The organism is Alloalcanivorax profundimaris, from assembly GCF_015265435.1.
GTDB lineage: Bacteria > Pseudomonadota > Gammaproteobacteria > Pseudomonadales > Alcanivoracaceae > Alloalcanivorax > Alloalcanivorax profundimaris.
Genome location: NZ_JABJWH010000006.1, coordinates 24,363 through 40,060, shown reverse-complemented (window position 1 = coordinate 40,060; position 15,698 = coordinate 24,363). Strand labels below are relative to the sequence as shown.

General features: G+C 66.8%; 19 protein-coding genes. 11 read left to right on the top strand and 8 right to left on the bottom strand.

Features of this window, described 5'->3' with window-relative positions:
• Positions 1-30: 30 nt before the first annotated feature.
• From hisC to HMJ39_RS03110, 6 genes are all read right to left on the bottom strand, one after another.
• Positions 31-1,089, bottom strand: a complete 1,059-nt coding sequence (gene hisC / locus HMJ39_RS03135; RefSeq protein ID WP_194296244.1) for a histidinol-phosphate transaminase — start codon at positions 1,087-1,089, stop codon at positions 31-33.
• Between the two features lie 32 nt (positions 1,090-1,121).
• Entirely contained in the window at positions 1,122-2,420 is a 1,299-nt protein-coding gene (gene hisD / locus HMJ39_RS03130; protein ID WP_194296243.1) for a histidinol dehydrogenase, read from the bottom strand.
• Positions 2,417-3,070 carry an ATP phosphoribosyltransferase gene (gene hisG / locus HMJ39_RS03125; RefSeq protein ID WP_161383375.1) on the bottom strand — a complete coding sequence of 218 codons (654 nt, stop codon included), beginning with the start codon at positions 3,068-3,070 and terminating at the stop codon, positions 2,417-2,419. The genes hisD and hisG overlap by 4 nt, the downstream gene beginning before the upstream one ends.
• Positions 3,071-3,088: 18 nt before the next feature.
• A complete protein-coding gene (murA, locus tag HMJ39_RS03120; RefSeq protein WP_161383374.1) occupies positions 3,089-4,354 on the bottom strand; it encodes a UDP-N-acetylglucosamine 1-carboxyvinyltransferase in 1,266 nt (421 codons plus the stop codon).
• 25 nt (positions 4,355-4,379) lie between these two features.
• The gene (locus HMJ39_RS03115; RefSeq protein ID WP_161383373.1) at positions 4,380-4,634 is read right to left on the bottom strand and encodes a BolA family protein; all 255 of its coding nucleotides are present in this window, start codon (positions 4,632-4,634) and stop codon (positions 4,380-4,382) included.
• Between the two features lie 94 nt (positions 4,635-4,728).
• Complete coding sequence (locus HMJ39_RS03110) at positions 4,729-5,385, bottom strand: MlaC/ttg2D family ABC transporter substrate-binding protein (RefSeq protein WP_161383372.1); 657 nt, start codon at positions 5,383-5,385, stop codon at positions 4,729-4,731.
• A gap of 209 nt (positions 5,386-5,594) precedes the next feature.
• Between HMJ39_RS03110 and HMJ39_RS03105 the strand changes: the two genes are divergently transcribed.
• From HMJ39_RS03105 to mgtE, 11 genes are all read left to right on the top strand, one after another.
• The gene (locus HMJ39_RS03105; protein ID WP_194296242.1) at positions 5,595-6,563 is read left to right on the top strand and encodes a KpsF/GutQ family sugar-phosphate isomerase; all 969 of its coding nucleotides are present in this window, start codon (positions 5,595-5,597) and stop codon (positions 6,561-6,563) included.
• Positions 6,563-7,066, top strand: a complete 504-nt coding sequence (locus tag HMJ39_RS03100; RefSeq protein WP_194296241.1) for a KdsC family phosphatase — start codon at positions 6,563-6,565, stop codon at positions 7,064-7,066. The genes HMJ39_RS03105 and HMJ39_RS03100 overlap by 1 nt, the downstream gene beginning before the upstream one ends.
• The gene (gene lptC / locus HMJ39_RS03095) at positions 7,063-7,614 is read left to right on the top strand and encodes an LPS export ABC transporter periplasmic protein LptC (RefSeq protein ID WP_161383368.1); all 552 of its coding nucleotides are present in this window, start codon (positions 7,063-7,065) and stop codon (positions 7,612-7,614) included. The genes HMJ39_RS03100 and lptC overlap by 4 nt, the downstream gene beginning before the upstream one ends.
• Positions 7,595-8,185 carry a lipopolysaccharide transport periplasmic protein LptA gene (gene lptA / locus HMJ39_RS03090; RefSeq protein ID WP_323370819.1) on the top strand — a complete coding sequence of 197 codons (591 nt, stop codon included), beginning with the start codon at positions 7,595-7,597 and terminating at the stop codon, positions 8,183-8,185. Before lptC ends, lptA begins: the two co-directional genes overlap by 20 nt.
• Complete coding sequence (gene lptB / locus HMJ39_RS03085; protein ID WP_161383367.1) at positions 8,186-8,911, top strand: LPS export ABC transporter ATP-binding protein; 726 nt, start codon at positions 8,186-8,188, stop codon at positions 8,909-8,911.
• A 123-nt stretch (positions 8,912-9,034) separates the two neighbouring features.
• Positions 9,035-10,489, top strand: coding sequence for an RNA polymerase factor sigma-54 (locus HMJ39_RS03080; protein ID WP_194296240.1), 1,455 nt, complete (start codon positions 9,035-9,037; stop codon positions 10,487-10,489).
• 45 nt (positions 10,490-10,534) lie between these two features.
• Positions 10,535-10,834, top strand: coding sequence for a ribosome hibernation-promoting factor, HPF/YfiA family (gene hpf, locus HMJ39_RS03075; RefSeq protein ID WP_161383364.1), 300 nt, complete (start codon positions 10,535-10,537; stop codon positions 10,832-10,834).
• A gap of 22 nt (positions 10,835-10,856) precedes the next feature.
• Positions 10,857-11,330: a PTS IIA-like nitrogen regulatory protein PtsN gene (ptsN, locus tag HMJ39_RS03070; protein WP_161383363.1), complete on the top strand. Its 474-nt coding sequence runs from the start codon at positions 10,857-10,859 to the stop codon at positions 11,328-11,330.
• An 18-nt stretch (positions 11,331-11,348) separates the two neighbouring features.
• Entirely contained in the window at positions 11,349-12,203 is an 855-nt protein-coding gene (gene rapZ, locus HMJ39_RS03065) for an RNase adapter RapZ (protein WP_161383362.1), read from the top strand.
• Positions 12,200-12,469 (top strand): HPr family phosphocarrier protein, encoded by a 270-nt coding sequence (locus tag HMJ39_RS03060; RefSeq protein ID WP_194296239.1) that lies wholly within the window; start codon positions 12,200-12,202, stop codon positions 12,467-12,469. The genes rapZ and HMJ39_RS03060 overlap by 4 nt, the downstream gene beginning before the upstream one ends.
• An 88-nt stretch (positions 12,470-12,557) precedes the next feature.
• A complete protein-coding gene (gene mgtE / locus HMJ39_RS03055; protein WP_161383360.1) occupies positions 12,558-13,919 on the top strand; it encodes a magnesium transporter in 1,362 nt (453 codons plus the stop codon).
• 6 nt (positions 13,920-13,925) lie between these two features.
• Here mgtE and HMJ39_RS03050 read toward each other — a convergent pair whose 3' ends face one another.
• Both HMJ39_RS03050 and HMJ39_RS03045 read right to left on the bottom strand, forming a co-directional pair.
• Positions 13,926-14,873 carry a BPSS1780 family membrane protein gene (locus HMJ39_RS03050; RefSeq protein WP_194296238.1) on the bottom strand — a complete coding sequence of 316 codons (948 nt, stop codon included), beginning with the start codon at positions 14,871-14,873 and terminating at the stop codon, positions 13,926-13,928.
• Between the two features lie 13 nt (positions 14,874-14,886).
• A complete protein-coding gene (locus HMJ39_RS03045) occupies positions 14,887-15,687 on the bottom strand; it encodes a BPSS1780 family membrane protein (protein ID WP_161383358.1) in 801 nt (266 codons plus the stop codon).
• Positions 15,688-15,698: the final 11 nt, after the last annotated feature.

Genomic DNA, 15,698 nt, shown 5'->3' with positions numbered 1-15,698 from the left:
GCACTCGGGGAGGCAGCGGGTCGCCGCCGCCTAAAGAAACTGTTGCAGGGCTTCCAGCAACGTCCGGTTCTGATCCGGCCGGCCAACGGTGATGCGCAGATGGTCGCGGATGCGTTCCGGTTTGCCGAAATGGCGCACGATGATGCCCTGCTCGCGCAGGCCGGCGGCCAGGTCGGCGCCGGCGTGTCCGGGGTGGCGGCAGAACAGGAAGTTGGCCGCCGAGGGCAGCACTTCGAAACCCAGGTCTTCCAGGGCACGGCGCAGGGTTTCCCGTTCCTCGATCACCAGTTCGCGGCCACGCTGGAACCAGTCGTCGTCCTCGAAGGCGGCCTTGCCGGCGGCGATGGCCAGGCGGTCCAGGGGGTAGGAATTGAAGCTGTTCTTGATCCGCTCCAGGCCCTCGATCAGGGCGGCGTCCCCCACCGCGAAGCCGATGCGCACGCCGGCCAGGGCGCGGGATTTGGAGAGCGTCTGGGTGACCAGCAGATTGGGGTAGCGGTTCACCAGGGCGATGGCGGTGTCGCCACCGAAGTCCACGTAGGCTTCGTCCACCACCACCACGGAATCCGGGTTGCCTTGCAGAATCGTCTCGATGGCGTCCAGCGCCAGCGGACGACCGGTGGGCGCGTTGGGGTTGGGGAAAATGATGCCACCGTTGGGCGCCGAATAGTCCGCCGGGTCGATGGCCAGATCGTCGTTCAGGGGCACCGGCCGGTAGTCGATGTCGTAGAGCCCGCAGTAGACCTTATAGAAGCTGTAGGTGATGTCCGGGAACAGCAGCGGCCGGTCCTGTTTGAACAGGCCGAAGAAAATGTGCGCCAGCACCTCGTCGGAGCCGTTGCCGACGAACACCTGGCCGGTGTCCACGCCGTAATAGGTGGCGATGGCGTCCTTCAGTTCGGTGGCATCCGGGTCCGGGTACAGACGCAGCCGGTCGTCGGCGGCGGCGCGGATCGCCTCGATCACCCTGGCCGAGGGGCCCAGAGGGTGCTCGTTGGTGTTGAGCTTCACCAGCCGTGCCATTTTCGGCTGCTCGCCGGGCACGTAGGGTTCCAGGTCGCGGACGAAGGGGCTCCAGAATCTGCTCATAATCTTTCGCGGCCGGAGCCGCTCCTACGGGTTTATTTCTTGATGCGCAGTTCCGCGCTGCGGGCGTGGGCGGTAAGCCGCTCGCCCCGGGCCAGCACCGACGCCACCCCGGCCAGAGCGCTGGCGCCCTCCGGCGAACAGCCGATCAGCGAACTGCGCTTCTGGAAATCATAGACGCCCAGCGGCGAGGAAAAGCGCGCCGTGGCGCTGGTGGGCAGCACATGGTTGGGCCCGGCGCAGTAATCGCCCAGGGCTTCCGGGGTGTGCCGACCCAGGAAGATGGCGCCGGCGTGGCGCACTTTTTTCGCCCAGCGGCCGGCGTCGTCCATGGACAGCTCCAGGTGCTCCGGGCTGATGCGGTTGACCACCTCGAAGGCGTCGTCCAGGTCCCGGGCCAGGATCAGCGCGCCCCGGTTGGCCATGGACGTGCGGATGATGGCCTCCCGTTCCAGGGTCGGCGCCAGGCGCTCCATGGCCTCGGCCACCCGCTCCAGGAAGTCGGCGTCCGGGCTGACCAGGATGGCCTGGGCCTCCTCGTCGTGCTCCGCCTGGGAAAACAGGTCCATGGCGATCCAGTCGGGATCGGTGTGGCCATCGCAAACCACCAGAATCTCGGAGGGCCCGGCGATCATGTCGATGCCCACCTTGCCGAACACCTGACGCTTGGCCTCGGCCACATAGATGTTGCCCGGGCCGACGATCTTGTCCACCGCCGGAATCGATTCGGTGCCAAAGGCGAGGGCCGCCACCGCCTGGGCGCCGCCCACGGTGAAGAAACGCTCCACCCCGGCCACGGCGGCGGCGGCCAGCACCATGTCGTCCAGCTCGCCATCCGGCGCCGGGCTGACCATGACGATTTCGCCAACCCCGGCCACGTGGGCGGGCAAGGCGTTCATCAGCACCGAGCTGGGGTAGGCGGCCTTGCCGCCGGGCACGTAGATGCCGGCCCGATCCAGGGCGGTGACCTGCTGGCCCAACAGGGTGCCGTGGGCATCCCGGTAGCTCCAGGACTCCTGCTTCTGGCGTTCGTGGTAATCGCGCACCCGCTCGGCGGCGGCCTGCAGGGCGTCCCGCTGCTCGGCGGGCAGGCGCGCCAGGGCCGCTTCCAGTTGGTCGCGCTCCACGGTGAGATCGGCCAGGGATTCGGCCTCGCGGCGGTCAAAGCGGTTGGTGTACTCCACCACGGCGGCGTCGCCGCGCCCGGCCACGTCACGGAGAATGGCGCGCACCCGCTCGCCCACCTCCTCGTCACGCTCCTCGCTCCAGGCGGTGAGCGCGCTCAGGCGTTCGATGAAATCGCTGTCACGGGTGTCGAGGCGGGTCGTTTTCATACCGGTGTCCGTCGTTTCGCTACCGCTTGTTCCAGTTTATCCAGAATACCCTGAATGTCCGCGTGACGGGTCTTCATGCTGGCCCGGTTGACCACCACCCGGGAGGAAATGTCGTCGGCGATGGTCTCGGTGGGCTCCAGGCCGTTGGCGCGCAGGGTGTTGCCGGTGTCGACGATGTCCACGATGCGGTCCGCCAGACCCACCAGGGGCGCCAGTTCCATGGCCCCGTACAGCTTGATGATCTCGGCCTGCTTGCCCTGGCGGGCGAAGTAGGAACGCGCCACGTTGACGAACTTGGTGGCCACCCGCACCCGGCCGCTTACCGGCGGCGCGTCCTTGAGCGCGGCCACCATCAGCTTGCAGCGGGCGATTTCCAGATCCAGGGGCTCGAACAGCCCCTCGGCGCCGTGCTCCATGAGCACGTCCTTGCCGGCCACCCCCAGGTCGGCGCCGCCGTGCTGCACATAGGGCGGCACGTCGGTGGCGCGGATCACGATGATGCGCACGTCGTCCCGGGTGGTGTCGAAGATCAGTTTGCGGGAGGCGGACGGGTCCTCCAGCAGTTCGATGCCCGCCTCCTTGAGCAGAGGCAGCGTGTCCTTGAGGATGCGCCCCTTGGACAGGGCGATGGTCAGCGGTGTGGTAGCCATGTTCAGGTGTTCACGCTCTTATCGGCCCGGCACGCGACGAATGGTCGCGCCCAGGGATTGCAGTTTTTCCTCGATGCACTCGTAACCACGGTCAATGTGGTAGATGCGGTCCACGGTGGTGTCGCCCTCGGCGGCCAGGCCGGCGATCACCAGGGACGCCGAGGCGCGCAGGTCGGTGGCCATCACCGGCGCGCCGGTGAGGCTTTCCACGCCACGGCAGATGGCGGTGTTGCCCTGCACTTCGATGTCGGCGCCCATGCGGTTCATTTCCTGCACGTGCATGAAGCGGTTCTCGAACACCGTCTCGACGATGGTGCCGGTGCCCTCGGCGATGATGTTGAGCGCCATGAACTGGGCCTGCATGTCGGTGGGCATGGCCGGGTACGGCGCGGTGCGCAGGCTCACCGCCTTGGGCCGGCGGCCTTCCATGTCCAGGCTGATCCAGTTGTCACCGGTCTCGATGCGGGCGCCGGCCTCTTCCAGCTTCTGCAGCACCGCGTCCAGCAGGGACGGGTCGGTGTCCTTGCACTTGATGCGCCCGCCGGTGATGGCGGCGGCGATCAGATAGGTGCCGGTCTCGATGCGGTCGGCGATCACGTCATGGTGGCAGCCGCCCAGCTTGGGCACGCCTTCCACGATGATGGTGTCCTTGCCGGCGTCGCGGACCTTGCCACCCATGGCGTTGATGAAGTTGGCCAGGTCCACCACTTCCGGTTCCCGGGCGGCGTTCTCCAGGATGGTGGTGCCCTCGGCCAGGGCCGCCGCCATCAGCAGGTTCTCGGTGCCGGTCACGGTGACCGTGTCCATGACGATGCGCGCGCCCTTGAGGCGGCCCTCAACGCTGGCGTGCACGTAGCCGTTGGCCACCTCGATGTCGGCGCCCATGGCTTCCAGGCCGCGCAGGTGGATGTCCACCGGCCGCGAGCCGATGGCGCAGCCGCCGGGCAGCGACACCGAGGCACGCCCGAAGTGGGCCAGCAGCGGGCCCAGCACCAGAATCGAGGCGCGCATGGTCTTCACCAGCTCGTAGGGCGCGGTGAGGTCCTCGATGCAGGTGGGGTCCACCTCCACGTTGAGGCGGTCGTCGATCACCACGTGCACGCCCATGCGGCCGAGCAGCTCGATCAGGGTGGTCACGTCCTGCAGGTGCGGCAGGTTGCCCACCGTCACCGGCTCGCCCGCCAGCAGGGTGGCGGCCAGAATCGGCAGCGACGAGTTCTTGGAACCGGAAATGCGGATTTCGCCGTCCAGGCGCTTGCCGCCGGTGATGATCAGTTTGTCCATGGAAAGGTCTCTCTGAGCCTGGCGATCAGGCGATGCCCATCTTCTGGGCCTTGTCCCACTCGGCGCGGGTGAAGGTCTTGAGGGACACGGCGTGGATGCTGTTGTCCTTGAGGTGATCGTCGATGCAGGCGTAGATCAGCTGCTGGCGCTTGACCGGCAGCAGGCCTTCGAAGGCATCGGATATCACGCGGATCAGGAAGCGGTCGCCCTCCCCTTCCACGGCCACGTCGGCGCCGTCGAAGCCGGCTTCCACCAGCGCCTTCACGTCTTCCGGATTCATGGTCGCTCCTTACAACACTGAACGGCGAATGATACGCGAGGGCCGGCGGGCTTGTCATGCGGGGCCGGCGGCGACCGGCCCCGCGGCGGAACGGTTACTGGCCGCCCTGGGGCGCGCCCTCCACGTTCACTTTTTCCTCCACGTCGGCGTTCTCGGCGGACCAGTTGTCGATGGCCTGGTCCATATCGCCGTACTGCTGCATGGACTGGGCGAACTGGGCCTGGTAGACGGCGCGCAGGTCCAGGCCGTTGACGAACACATTGATCACCTTCCACTGATCACCGTCCTGGAACAGCGTGAAGTACACCGGGATCACCTTGCCGTCCTCGGTGGTGCCCTGCACGCGCACCCGGGCGTAGTTGCCCTTGCGGTCCTCCTCGCGCATCGGCAGCACCTCGATTTTCTGCCCCTGGTACATGGTCACCCCGGAGGCGTAGGTGTTGATCAGGCTGTTCTTGAACACGTCCAGGAAGCGGTACTTCTGCTCACGGCTGGCGTCGCCGAAGTAATCGCCCATCACCATGCGGGTGATGCGCTTGAAATCCACCAGCGGCACCAGTTCTTCACGTACCAGTTCACGGGCGTAAGCCGGATCCTGATTCAAGCGATCGCGGTTTTCGTCGATCAAGGTGGTCATGCGTTCCACCGTGTCCTGCACCAGCTGGCGCGGGTCCTGGGCGGCCTGGGCCAGGCCCGCCATGCCCAGCAGGCACAGCGCCAGAACGGCCGTGAAGCGTTGTCGCAAGGTCATACGTCACTCCCTGTCGTTGTCGTGGGCTCCGGTTGTACGGCTTTCGCACCGGAGTGTCCAGGCGTTTACCGTTGGAGTGCGGTAGCCGCGACGGGTTCCTTGTTCACGTGGAACGCAGCCACCCGGAAGGTGGTCCGATCTCAGCCGAGGGCAGTCATCGGCCCGCCCGCCAGTGTATAATCGCCGCCAGCGAGGAGACACGAGACACCATGAGCAACAAGCATATCGCCACCGCCCGCCGCGTGCTGGACGAGGAAGCCCGCGCCGTGGCGGCGTTGAGTGAGCGCGTCAGCGACGATTTCGAGCGGGCCTGCGACCGCATTCTCCACTGCCGTGGCCGGGTGATTGTCACCGGCATGGGCAAAAGCGGTCATATTGGCAGCAAGGTGGCCGCCACCCTGGCCAGCACCGGCACCCCGGCCTTCTTCGTGCACCCCGGCGAGGCCTCCCACGGCGACCTGGGCATGATCACCAGTGACGACGAGGTGCTGGCCCTGTCCAACTCCGGTGAAACCGGCGAGATCCTCACCATCATCCCGGTGATCAAACGCAAGGGCACCGGCCTGATCAGCATGACCGGCCGACCGGATTCGTCCCTGGCGCGGCTGTCCGACGTGCACCTGGACGTGGCCGTGGAAGAAGAGGCCTGCCCGCACAATCTGGCGCCCACCTCGTCCACCACCGCCACCCTGGCCATGGGCGACGCCCTGGCCATCGCCCTGCTGGAGGCGCGCGGCTTCACCGCCGAGGACTTCGCTCTCAGCCACCCCGGCGGCAGCCTGGGCCGGCGCCTGCTGCTCAAGGTGGACGACATCATGCACACCGACGAGCGGCTGCCCCGGGTGCGCCGGGACGCCAGCCTCTCCGAGGCCCTGCTGGAGATGACCCGCAAGGGCCAGGGCATGACCACGGTGGTGGACGACGCCGGTCTGCTGGTGGGGCTGTTCACCGACGGCGACCTGCGCCGCACCCTGGAAAAAGGCCTGGACATCCGCCAGGCCGGCATCGCCGAGGTGATGTCCACCCATCCGGTGACCATGGCCCCGGGCCAGCTGGCCGCCGAGGCGCTGAAGATCATGGAAACCCGCAAGATCAACGGCCTGATCGTCTGTGACGCCGAGCGCCGCCCGCTGGGCGCGCTCAACACCCAGGATCTGCTGCGCGCCGGGGTGATGTGATGAGCTTGCCGATTTCCGCCGGCGACGCCCGCGCCCTGCGCCTGATGGCCTTCGACGTGGACGGCGTGATGACCGACGGCCGCCTTTATTTCGGCCCGGAGGGCGAGACGCTCAAGGTGTTCAACACCCTGGACGGCCATGGCCTCAAGAAACTGGCCGCCACCGGCGTCACCCTGGCCATCATCACCGGCCGCGATACCCCCATGGTGGCGCGCCGCGCCCGGGATCTGGGCATTGAACACGTGATCCAGGGCCGCGAGGACAAAGCGGACGCGCTCGCCGACCTGGCCGCCACCCTGGGTTTCACGGCCCGGGAAACAGGCTACGCCGGTGACGACGAGCCCGACGTGGGCGCCCTGCAGTGGGCTCAAATCGCCTTCGCGCCGGCCAATGCCCACGCCTGCGCCCGGGACGCCGCCGACCATGTCACCGCCGCCCGGGGCGGCGAGGGCGCGGTGCGCGAGATCTGCGACGCCCTGATCGCCCTGCGGGAGGCGCGATGAAACGTCAGGGCCTGCTCAGCGCCTCCGGCATCATCCTGCTCGGCATGATCGTGCTGATGACCCTGCACGAGTGGGAAAACCCCCTGGAGGAGGACCGCGAGGCCTTCCTCAACGCGCCGCTGATCATCGCCGACGACATCACCGCCAAGGCCTACGACCCGGAAACCGGCCAGGTGCAGTATGACCTCAAGGCCGATCATCTGGAGCAGTATCAGCGCCAGGCGCTCACCGAACTCACCGCGCCGGACCTGCGCATGGAAAACGAGAACGGCGTCTGGACCATCCGCTCCCGGCGTGGTGAAGTGCGCGACAATGGCGACGTCATCGTCTTTCTGGACCAGGTGGAGGCGCACAGCGAAACCAACGGCGTCGACCTCACCACCGGTGAACTGCGCTATCTGAACAAAGCCAACAGGGTGAGCGCCCCCGGCGACCTGACCCTGCGCCACCGGGACGGCAGCACCCGGGCCGGGCGCATGGACGCCGACCTGACCAGTGGCGAAATGACCCTCGAGCAAGGAGTGGTAAGTGAATTCACAGGTAATTGATCCGCGCCGGCCGGGCCTGGTACTTAATCCGGTACTTGGCCTGGCACTTGGCCTGCTGCTCACCGGCCTGGCCGGCGCCGCCCAGCCGCCCGGCGGCCAGCCGGTGGAAGTGAGCGCCGACAGCGCCACCTTCGAGCAAAGCGCCGGCACCGGAGTGTACCGGGGCAACGCGGAAATGATCCAGGGCAACCGCCACCTGTACGCGGACGTGATCCGCCTGTTCACCGAGAACAACGAACTGGTGCGCGTCGAGGCCACCGGCAACCCGGTGCGCATGGAGGAAGGCAAGGAACTGAGCGCCCGGGCCAGCAATCTGGTCTACGACCTGAGCACCCGGCGCCTGGTGCTCACCGGCGACGCCCATGTGGACCACCAGGGCAACACCTTCGAAGGGGCCCGGGTGGAATACAACCTGGATTCCCGCCGGGTGGACGCCAGCAGCGAAGGCGACAAGCGCGTGCGCCTGGTGATCCCGGCCAAGAACACCGAGAAAGCCGGCGACGACGGCGCACCGGCCAACAACGGCGCCGACGACGGCGGCGGCAACGAGGACCAGGCGGAGACCCCCTGAATGGCACACCTGAGCGCCCATAACCTGGCCAAGAGCTACAAGAACACCCGCGTCATCGAGGACGTATCCCTGGAAGTGGAAGCCGGCCAGATCGTCGGCCTGCTGGGCCCCAACGGCGCCGGCAAGACCACCTGCTTCTACATGATCGTGGGCCTGGTGGCCGCCGACGCCGGCCGCATCGAGATCAACGGCAACGACATCACCCACCTGCCCATGCACGGCCGCGCCCAGCGCGGCATCGGCTACCTGCCCCAGGAGGCGAGCATCTTCCGCCGCCTGACCGTGGAGCAGAACATCATGGCGATCCTGGAAACCCGCAAGAACCTGTCCAAGCAGGAACGCCAGGAACGCCTGGAGAATCTGCTCCACGAATTCCACATCGACCACATCCGCGATTCCATGGGCATGAGCCTGTCCGGCGGCGAGCGGCGGCGCGCGGAAATCGCCCGGGGCCTGGCCACGGACCCGGACTTCATCCTGCTGGACGAACCCTTCGCCGGCGTGGACCCGATCTCCGTGAACGACATCAAGGGCATCATCCGCCACCTCAAGGATCGCGGCATCGGCGTGCTGATCACCGACCACAATGTGCGGGAAACCCTGGACATCTGCGACACGGCCTATATTGTCAGTACCGGCCACATCATCGCCGACGGCGATTCGTCCACCATCCTGGGCAACCAGCAGGTGCGGGACGTCTATCTGGGGGCGGATTTCCGCCTCTGAGACCCGGCGGCCCGCCCTACACCTTCCCCCCGCAAAACGCAATACCTGGCATGATTATTGCTTAATTCAATTTGATGCTGCTATGCTGCCGGACTTCGGGAGAACAACGACCTCACAGGCAGCATGAAACCCACCCTACAACTCCAAATCGGGCAGCAGCTCACCATGACGCCCCAGCTGCAACAGGCGATCCGCCTGCTGCAGCTGTCGACGCTGGACCTGCGCATGGAGATCCAGCAGGCGGTGGAAAACAACCCCCTGCTGGAGCTGGAGGACGGCGCCGAGGACTTTTCCGCCGACGAGCCGGAAGGCGACGCCGACGGCGACATGGAGCTGGAGCGCGACGACGCCCTGGACGATCTGGTCGAGGGTCCGGTGGAAACCGACAGCGACTGGGACGACCTCTACGTGGGCCAGAGCAGCGCCGGCGGCGCCGGTGAAGGCGACGACGCCGATGCCTGGCAGCAGCGCCACGCCAACCCGGTGACCCTGCTGGAACACCTGGAATGGCAGCTCAACCTGACCCCCATGAGCGGCCGCGACCGGGTGATCGCCCAGATCATTCTGGAAGCCCTGGACGAGCGCGGCTACGTCACCGTGCCCCTGGACGACCTGCTGGCCACCGCCGAGGCACAGATCGCCGACCCGGACGACCCGGTGGAAGAAGACGAGATCCTGGCGGTGCTGCACCGGCTGCAGCAGTTCGATCCGGTGGGCGTGGCCAGCCGCGACCTGGCCGAGTGCCTGGGCGTGCAGCTCGCCCAGCTGCCCGCCGACACCGCCCACCTGGACACCGCCGGCGCCATTCTCGAGCACCAGGAGTTTCTGGAGAAACACGACTACGCCGGCCTGCGCCGGGCCCTGGGCGTGGGCGAGGCGGACCTGGTGGAGGCCCTGGCGCTGCTGCGCACCCTGGACCCGGCCCCGGGCCAGCAGATCGGCGGCGAGGACGTGGACTACGCGGTGCCCGACGTGGTGGTGCGCGCCCACCGTGGCGGCTGGCGGGTGGAGCTCAACGAGGAAGTGCTGCCCAAGGTCAACCTGCACGCCCAATACGCCCACATGGCCCGCCAGGTGGGCGGCGAGGACGGCCAGTACCTGCGTAACTGCATGCAGGAGGCCAAATGGTTCCTGAAGAGCCTGCAGAGCCGCAACGACACCCTGCTCAAGGTGGCCAGCCGCATCGTCGAGGTGCAGCAGGACTTCTTCAACTACGGCGAGGAGGCCATGAAGCCCCTGGTGCTGGCCGACATCGCCGAGGCGGTGGAGATGCACGAATCCACCATCAGCCGGGTCACCAACCAGAAGTTCATGCTCACGCCACGGGGGGTGTTCGAGCTCAAGTACTTCTTCTCCAGCCATGTGGATACCGACGGCGGCGGTGAGTGTTCCTCCACCGCCATTCGTGCCATCATTAAGAAGCTGGTCGCCGCCGAGAACCCTCGCAAGCCGCTCAGCGACAACAAGCTGGCGAACCTGCTCAACGACCAGGGCATCAAGGTGGCGCGCCGCACCGTCGCCAAGTACCGCGAGGCGATGCGAATCCCGTCCTCCAGTTCGCGCAAGCGGCTGGTTTGAACGGTAAAAAAGGACATCTCTTTCAATAGAGAGAAGGAGCCAGCTATGCAAATCAATCTCAGTGGCCACCACCTGGACATCACCGACGCCCTGCGTGATTACGTGGATGAGAAATTCTCCAAACTGGAACGCCACTCCGACCAGATCACCAGCATCCAGGTGATCCTGTCTCCGGAGCCCAAGTCCCACAAGGCGGAATCCACCATCCATATTTCCGGTGCCGACCTGTTCGCCACCGCCCACGCGGACGATATGTACGCGGCCATTGACGCCCTGACCAGCAAGCTGGACCGGCAAATCCTCAAACACAAGGAAAAGACCGTGGACCGTAAGCACGGCCACTAGGTCCGACCGACAGACCCTGACTATGCGAGTACGTGAACTGCTCACCGAGGACCGCACCTACGACGAAGTGACGGTCACCAGCAAAAAACGGTTGCTCGATCAGATCGCCCAGCTGGCCGCGGCCAGCTGTGGCGGTCTCAACGAGCAGGAAGTCTTCGACGCTCTGGTGGCCCGGGAGAAACTGGGCTCCACCGGCATCGGCGAAGGCATCGCCATCCCCCATTGCCGGCTGGGTCATTGCGACGCCGCCGTGGGGCTGCTGCTGAAACTGGCGGAACCGGTGGATTTCGACGCCGTGGACGGCCGGCCGGTGGACCTGGTGTTCGTGCTCCTGGTGCCCGAACAAAACCCGGAACAGCATCTCAAGACCCTCAGCCACCTGGCCAACCTGTTCAACGACGACGATTACCGCGACGATCTGCGCCACGCCAGGGGCAGCCACCATCTGTATCAGACGGCGGTGGAGTCGGAGGCGGAAATCCGTCTGGCATCCTGACCTCACCACCGGATCCTTATGAAACTGACCATCCTCAGCGGCCGATCCGGCTCGGGCAAGACCACCGCCCTGCAGGCGCTGGAAGACCACGGCTACTACTGCGTGGACAACCTGCCCCTGGGCCTGCTGCCCACCCTCGCCGCCCAGCTGCAAAACGAGGAACACGCCCTGGAACGGGTGGCCGTGGGCGTGGACGCCCGCAACCTGCCGCGCCAGCTGCTGGCCTTCAACCGCATCATCGAGGAGCTGCGCCAGCAGCGGCTGGACACCGAGATCATCTTCCTGGAAGCGGAACCGGCCACCCTGCTAAAGCGCTTCAGCGCCACCCGCCGGCGTCACCCGCTGAGCGGTGACGAGCGCACCCTGGCCGACGCCATCGAGCTGGAAGCCGGCCTGCTGGCCGACATCCGCATGCTCGCCGATCTGGTCATCGACACCAGTAACCTGGACGTGCACACCCTGCGCAACCTGATCCGCCAGCGGGTGGCGCGCCGCGACGTGCGCCTGTCGCTGCTGATCCAGTCGTTCGGCTACAAGAACGGCCTGCCCTACGACGCCGACCTGGTGTTCGACGTGCGCGCCCTGCCCAACCCGCACTGGCAGGGCGACCTGCGCCCGCTCACCGGCCGCGACGAGAAAGTGGCGGAATTCCTGCGCGGCCACCCGGAAAGCGACACCATGCTCGACGACATCTTTCACTTCCTGGACCGCTGGCTGCCGGCCTACGGCGCCAACGACCGCAGCTACGTCACCGTGGCGGTGGGCTGCACCGGCGGCCGCCACCGCTCGGTCTACATCACCGAACAGCTCGCCCACCGCCTGCGCGACGAGGGCGTGCCCCTGCACGTGCGCCACCGGGAGCTGGACGGATGATCGAGCGGGACCTGACCATCAGCAACAAGCTCGGCCTGCACGCCCGCGCCGCCGCCAAGATGGTGAGCGTGGCCTCGCGCTACAGCTGCGCCATCGAGGTGATGCACGGCGAGCGCCGCATCGACGCCAAGAGCATCATGGGCCTGCTCACCCTGGGCGCCGCCAAGGGCACCGAACTGCGCGTGCGCGTGGACGGCGACGACGAAGCGCCGGCCATGGACGAGCTCACCGACCTGTTCGAGCGCAAGTTCGACGAAGGCGAATAACCCGGCCGCGATCCCGCGGCCGCTTTTGCATCCTTTGATCCTTCCGTCATCACGCCTGGGTTAAACTGTCCGTTGGCGAGGAGGGGTCATGTCGGAAAAAACGCAGCATCAACGCAATCTCAAAGCGGTCAACCGGGCCCTGGCCAGCGGCACCTTTTCCCAGGTGCGCCAGCTGCTCAACAACCTGCCCGGCGCGGAAGCCGCCCACCTGATCGAATCGTCCCCGCCCCGGGAGCGGGAAATCCTCTGGCAACTGCTCAACCAGGAGCAGGAAACCGAGGTGCTCCAGTACCTGGGCGAGGAAGTGCGCGTGGAGCTGCTGCGCGACCTGCCGCCGGAAGAACTGGTGACCCTGGTCGAGGACCTGGACACCGACGACCTGGCCGACCTGCTCCAGGAGCTGCCCGAACAGGTCACCAGCCAGGTGCTGGCCGGCCTGGACGCCCAGAACCGGGAACGCCTGGAACAGGTGATGAGTTACCCGGAGGACACCGCCGGCGGCCTGATGAACACGGACGTGATCACGGTGCGCCCGGAGATCACCTTCGAGGTGGTGCAGCGCTACCTGCGCCGCCGCGGCGAAATCCCCGACACCACCGACAACCTGCTGGTGGTCAACCGCAAGAATCAGTTCGTCGGCGTGCTGCCGCTCACCAAGGTGCTGATCTCCGACCCCGGCACCACGGTGCGCGAGGCCATGCGCACCGACGTGGAGGCGATCCCCGCCGACCGCTCCGAGCACGACGTGGCCAAGCTGTTCGAACGGCTCGACCTGGTGACCGCCCCGGTGGTGGACGACAACGGCGTGCTGGTGGGCCGGATCACCATTGACGACGTGGTGGACGTGATCCGCGAGGAAGCGGCCCACTCCCTGATGGGCATGGCCGGTCTGGACGAGGACGAGGACACCTTCGGCTCGGTGTGGCAGACCGCCCGGCGCCGCGCCCTGTGGCTGGGCATCAACCTGCTCACCGCCCTGGCCGCCTCGGCGGTGATCAGCCTGTTCGAGGACACCCTGGAAAAAGTGGTGGCCCTGGCGGTGCTGATGCCGATCGTCGCCAGCATGGGCGGCATCGCCGGCAGCCAGACGCTGACCCTGGTGATCCGCGCCATGGCCCTGGGCCAGGTGCAGGCGGGCAACACCCGTTATCTGCTGTTCAAGGAACTGTCGGTGGGGGCGCTCAACGGCCTGCTGTGGGCGGCGGTGATCGGCACCACCGCGGCGCTGTGGTTCGACAACCCCAGCCTGGGCGGCATCATCGCCTCGGCCATGGTGCTCAACCTGGTGGTGGCGGCCGGCGCCGGGGCGCTGATTCCGATGGTGATGAAGAAGATGGGGATCGACCCGGCGCTGGCCGGGTCGGTGGTGCTGACCACGGTCACCGACATCGTCGGTTTCATGGCCTTTCTCGGGCTGGCGACGCTGCTCTACGCCCAGTTGCTGAGCTGAAGCCGGTCAGACCAGATCCGGCGTGGTGTCCGGTTCGTCGTCGGCGACCCCGAAGATGTCGCGGAACGAGGCGTACACGGACACCGTGGACACCGCCATCAGGAACAGTATCACCACCAGAGTGGCCAGGACCATCAGCAGGCCCACCAGCATCATGGCCAGGCTGTCGGGCCCGAACAGCATGCCCGCCAGAGCCAGTAACACGGCCACCAGCGCCGCCAGCACGCCCAGCACCAGCAGCGGGATCAGGCCGTACCAGAGCATCGGCCGCCAGTTGCGCAGCACCGCCACCAGGCTTTCCTTGATCGCCACCAGGCCGTTGCGCTCGCCGAACAGCACCAGCGGCGCCTGGAACCAGATCAGCGCCATGTAGGGCAGCGACAGGCTGACGATCACCAAACCCAGCAGCAGCGCCTTGATCATGCTCATGCCGCCGATGCCGGCCATGGCCCCGGGGTCCAGCGGATCACCACCCAGGCTGGCGGAAAACAGCGCCGCGATTTCACCGCCATACAGGGCCAGCGTCAAAACCACCATGAGCAGGGTGAACACGATCTGCAGCCCCACCTGCACCAGGCCCGCCAGGAACAGCGGCCCGGTGCGCCGGGAAAAGCCCACGAACAGGTCGCCGAAATCGAACTCCTCGTCGTGCCAGCGGCGCCAGGCCAGTTGCATCAGCCCGGCGCTCAGCACCGGGCCCAGCAGCGTGGGCGCGAAGTTGCCGAGCACCGGCACGAACACGCCCACCAGACTGACGCCCATCAGCACCGCCATGAACACCAGCAACGCCAGGGTCCACAGCACCCGGTTGGCGGCGGTCAGCCGCCAGGCACGCTTCCACCACAGCCAGCCGTGGCCGGCCGGGCGCCGGCGGGCCACGCCGACGATTTCCGGTCCCGGGCCCGGGGGCAGCGGATCACTGGCCGGGCCCTGATAGGGATTGGTCGGGTCCATGATGGCCGTGCCTTCAGGCCTGCTCGGTGAGCACTTGCTTGAAGGACAGGTAATAGGCGCCGGCCATGATCGGCATCACGAACAGCCAGCCCAGCAGGAACGGCAGGGCCGACACGAAGACGATCACCACCGCCACGATGCCGTACACGATCATCGGCAGCAGGTTACGCAGGCAGGCCTTGAAGCTCAGCGCCATGGCCTTGCCCGGACCCAGGTCGGTCAGCATCACCAGAGGCACGGTGAAGTAGAACAGGAAAGCCACCAGCACGGTGAGCACCAGGAACACCGGCACCAGGAGCAACAGGCCGGCGCTCAGACCGCCGTTCATCATCGCCGGGTCCATGCCCTGGGACGCGGAGAAGGCACCGGCGCCGGCGAACATCAGCGCCATGCCGGCGATCAGCAGGCCGAACACCACGTACACACCCAGTTGCGCCAGCGCCAGCAGGACCAGCGGGCCGGTGCGCTCGGAAAAGCCGGCGAACAGGTCGGCGAACTCGGACTGGTTGCTGGTGTCGATGCGGTGGAACATCTTCACCATGCCGCCGTACAACAGCACCATCAGGAACGGCTGCGCCAGCGGCCCGATGAAGGGAATGAACTGCAGCACCATGGTGATCACGAAGGTCACCAGCAGCGCCCCGATCACCACGCCCCAGTGGCCGCTGAGCATCTTCATGCCGTCGCCGATCCAGCCCACCGCCTCGCCCACGGAGACCTTGTTGGGGCCGCCCAGGGTCAAGGCGCCGGCCGCCGGTGTTTCCTTCACCACGTCGGCTTCAGGCTGTTGATACGGGTTTACGTCGTCGCTCATGGATAGCTTCC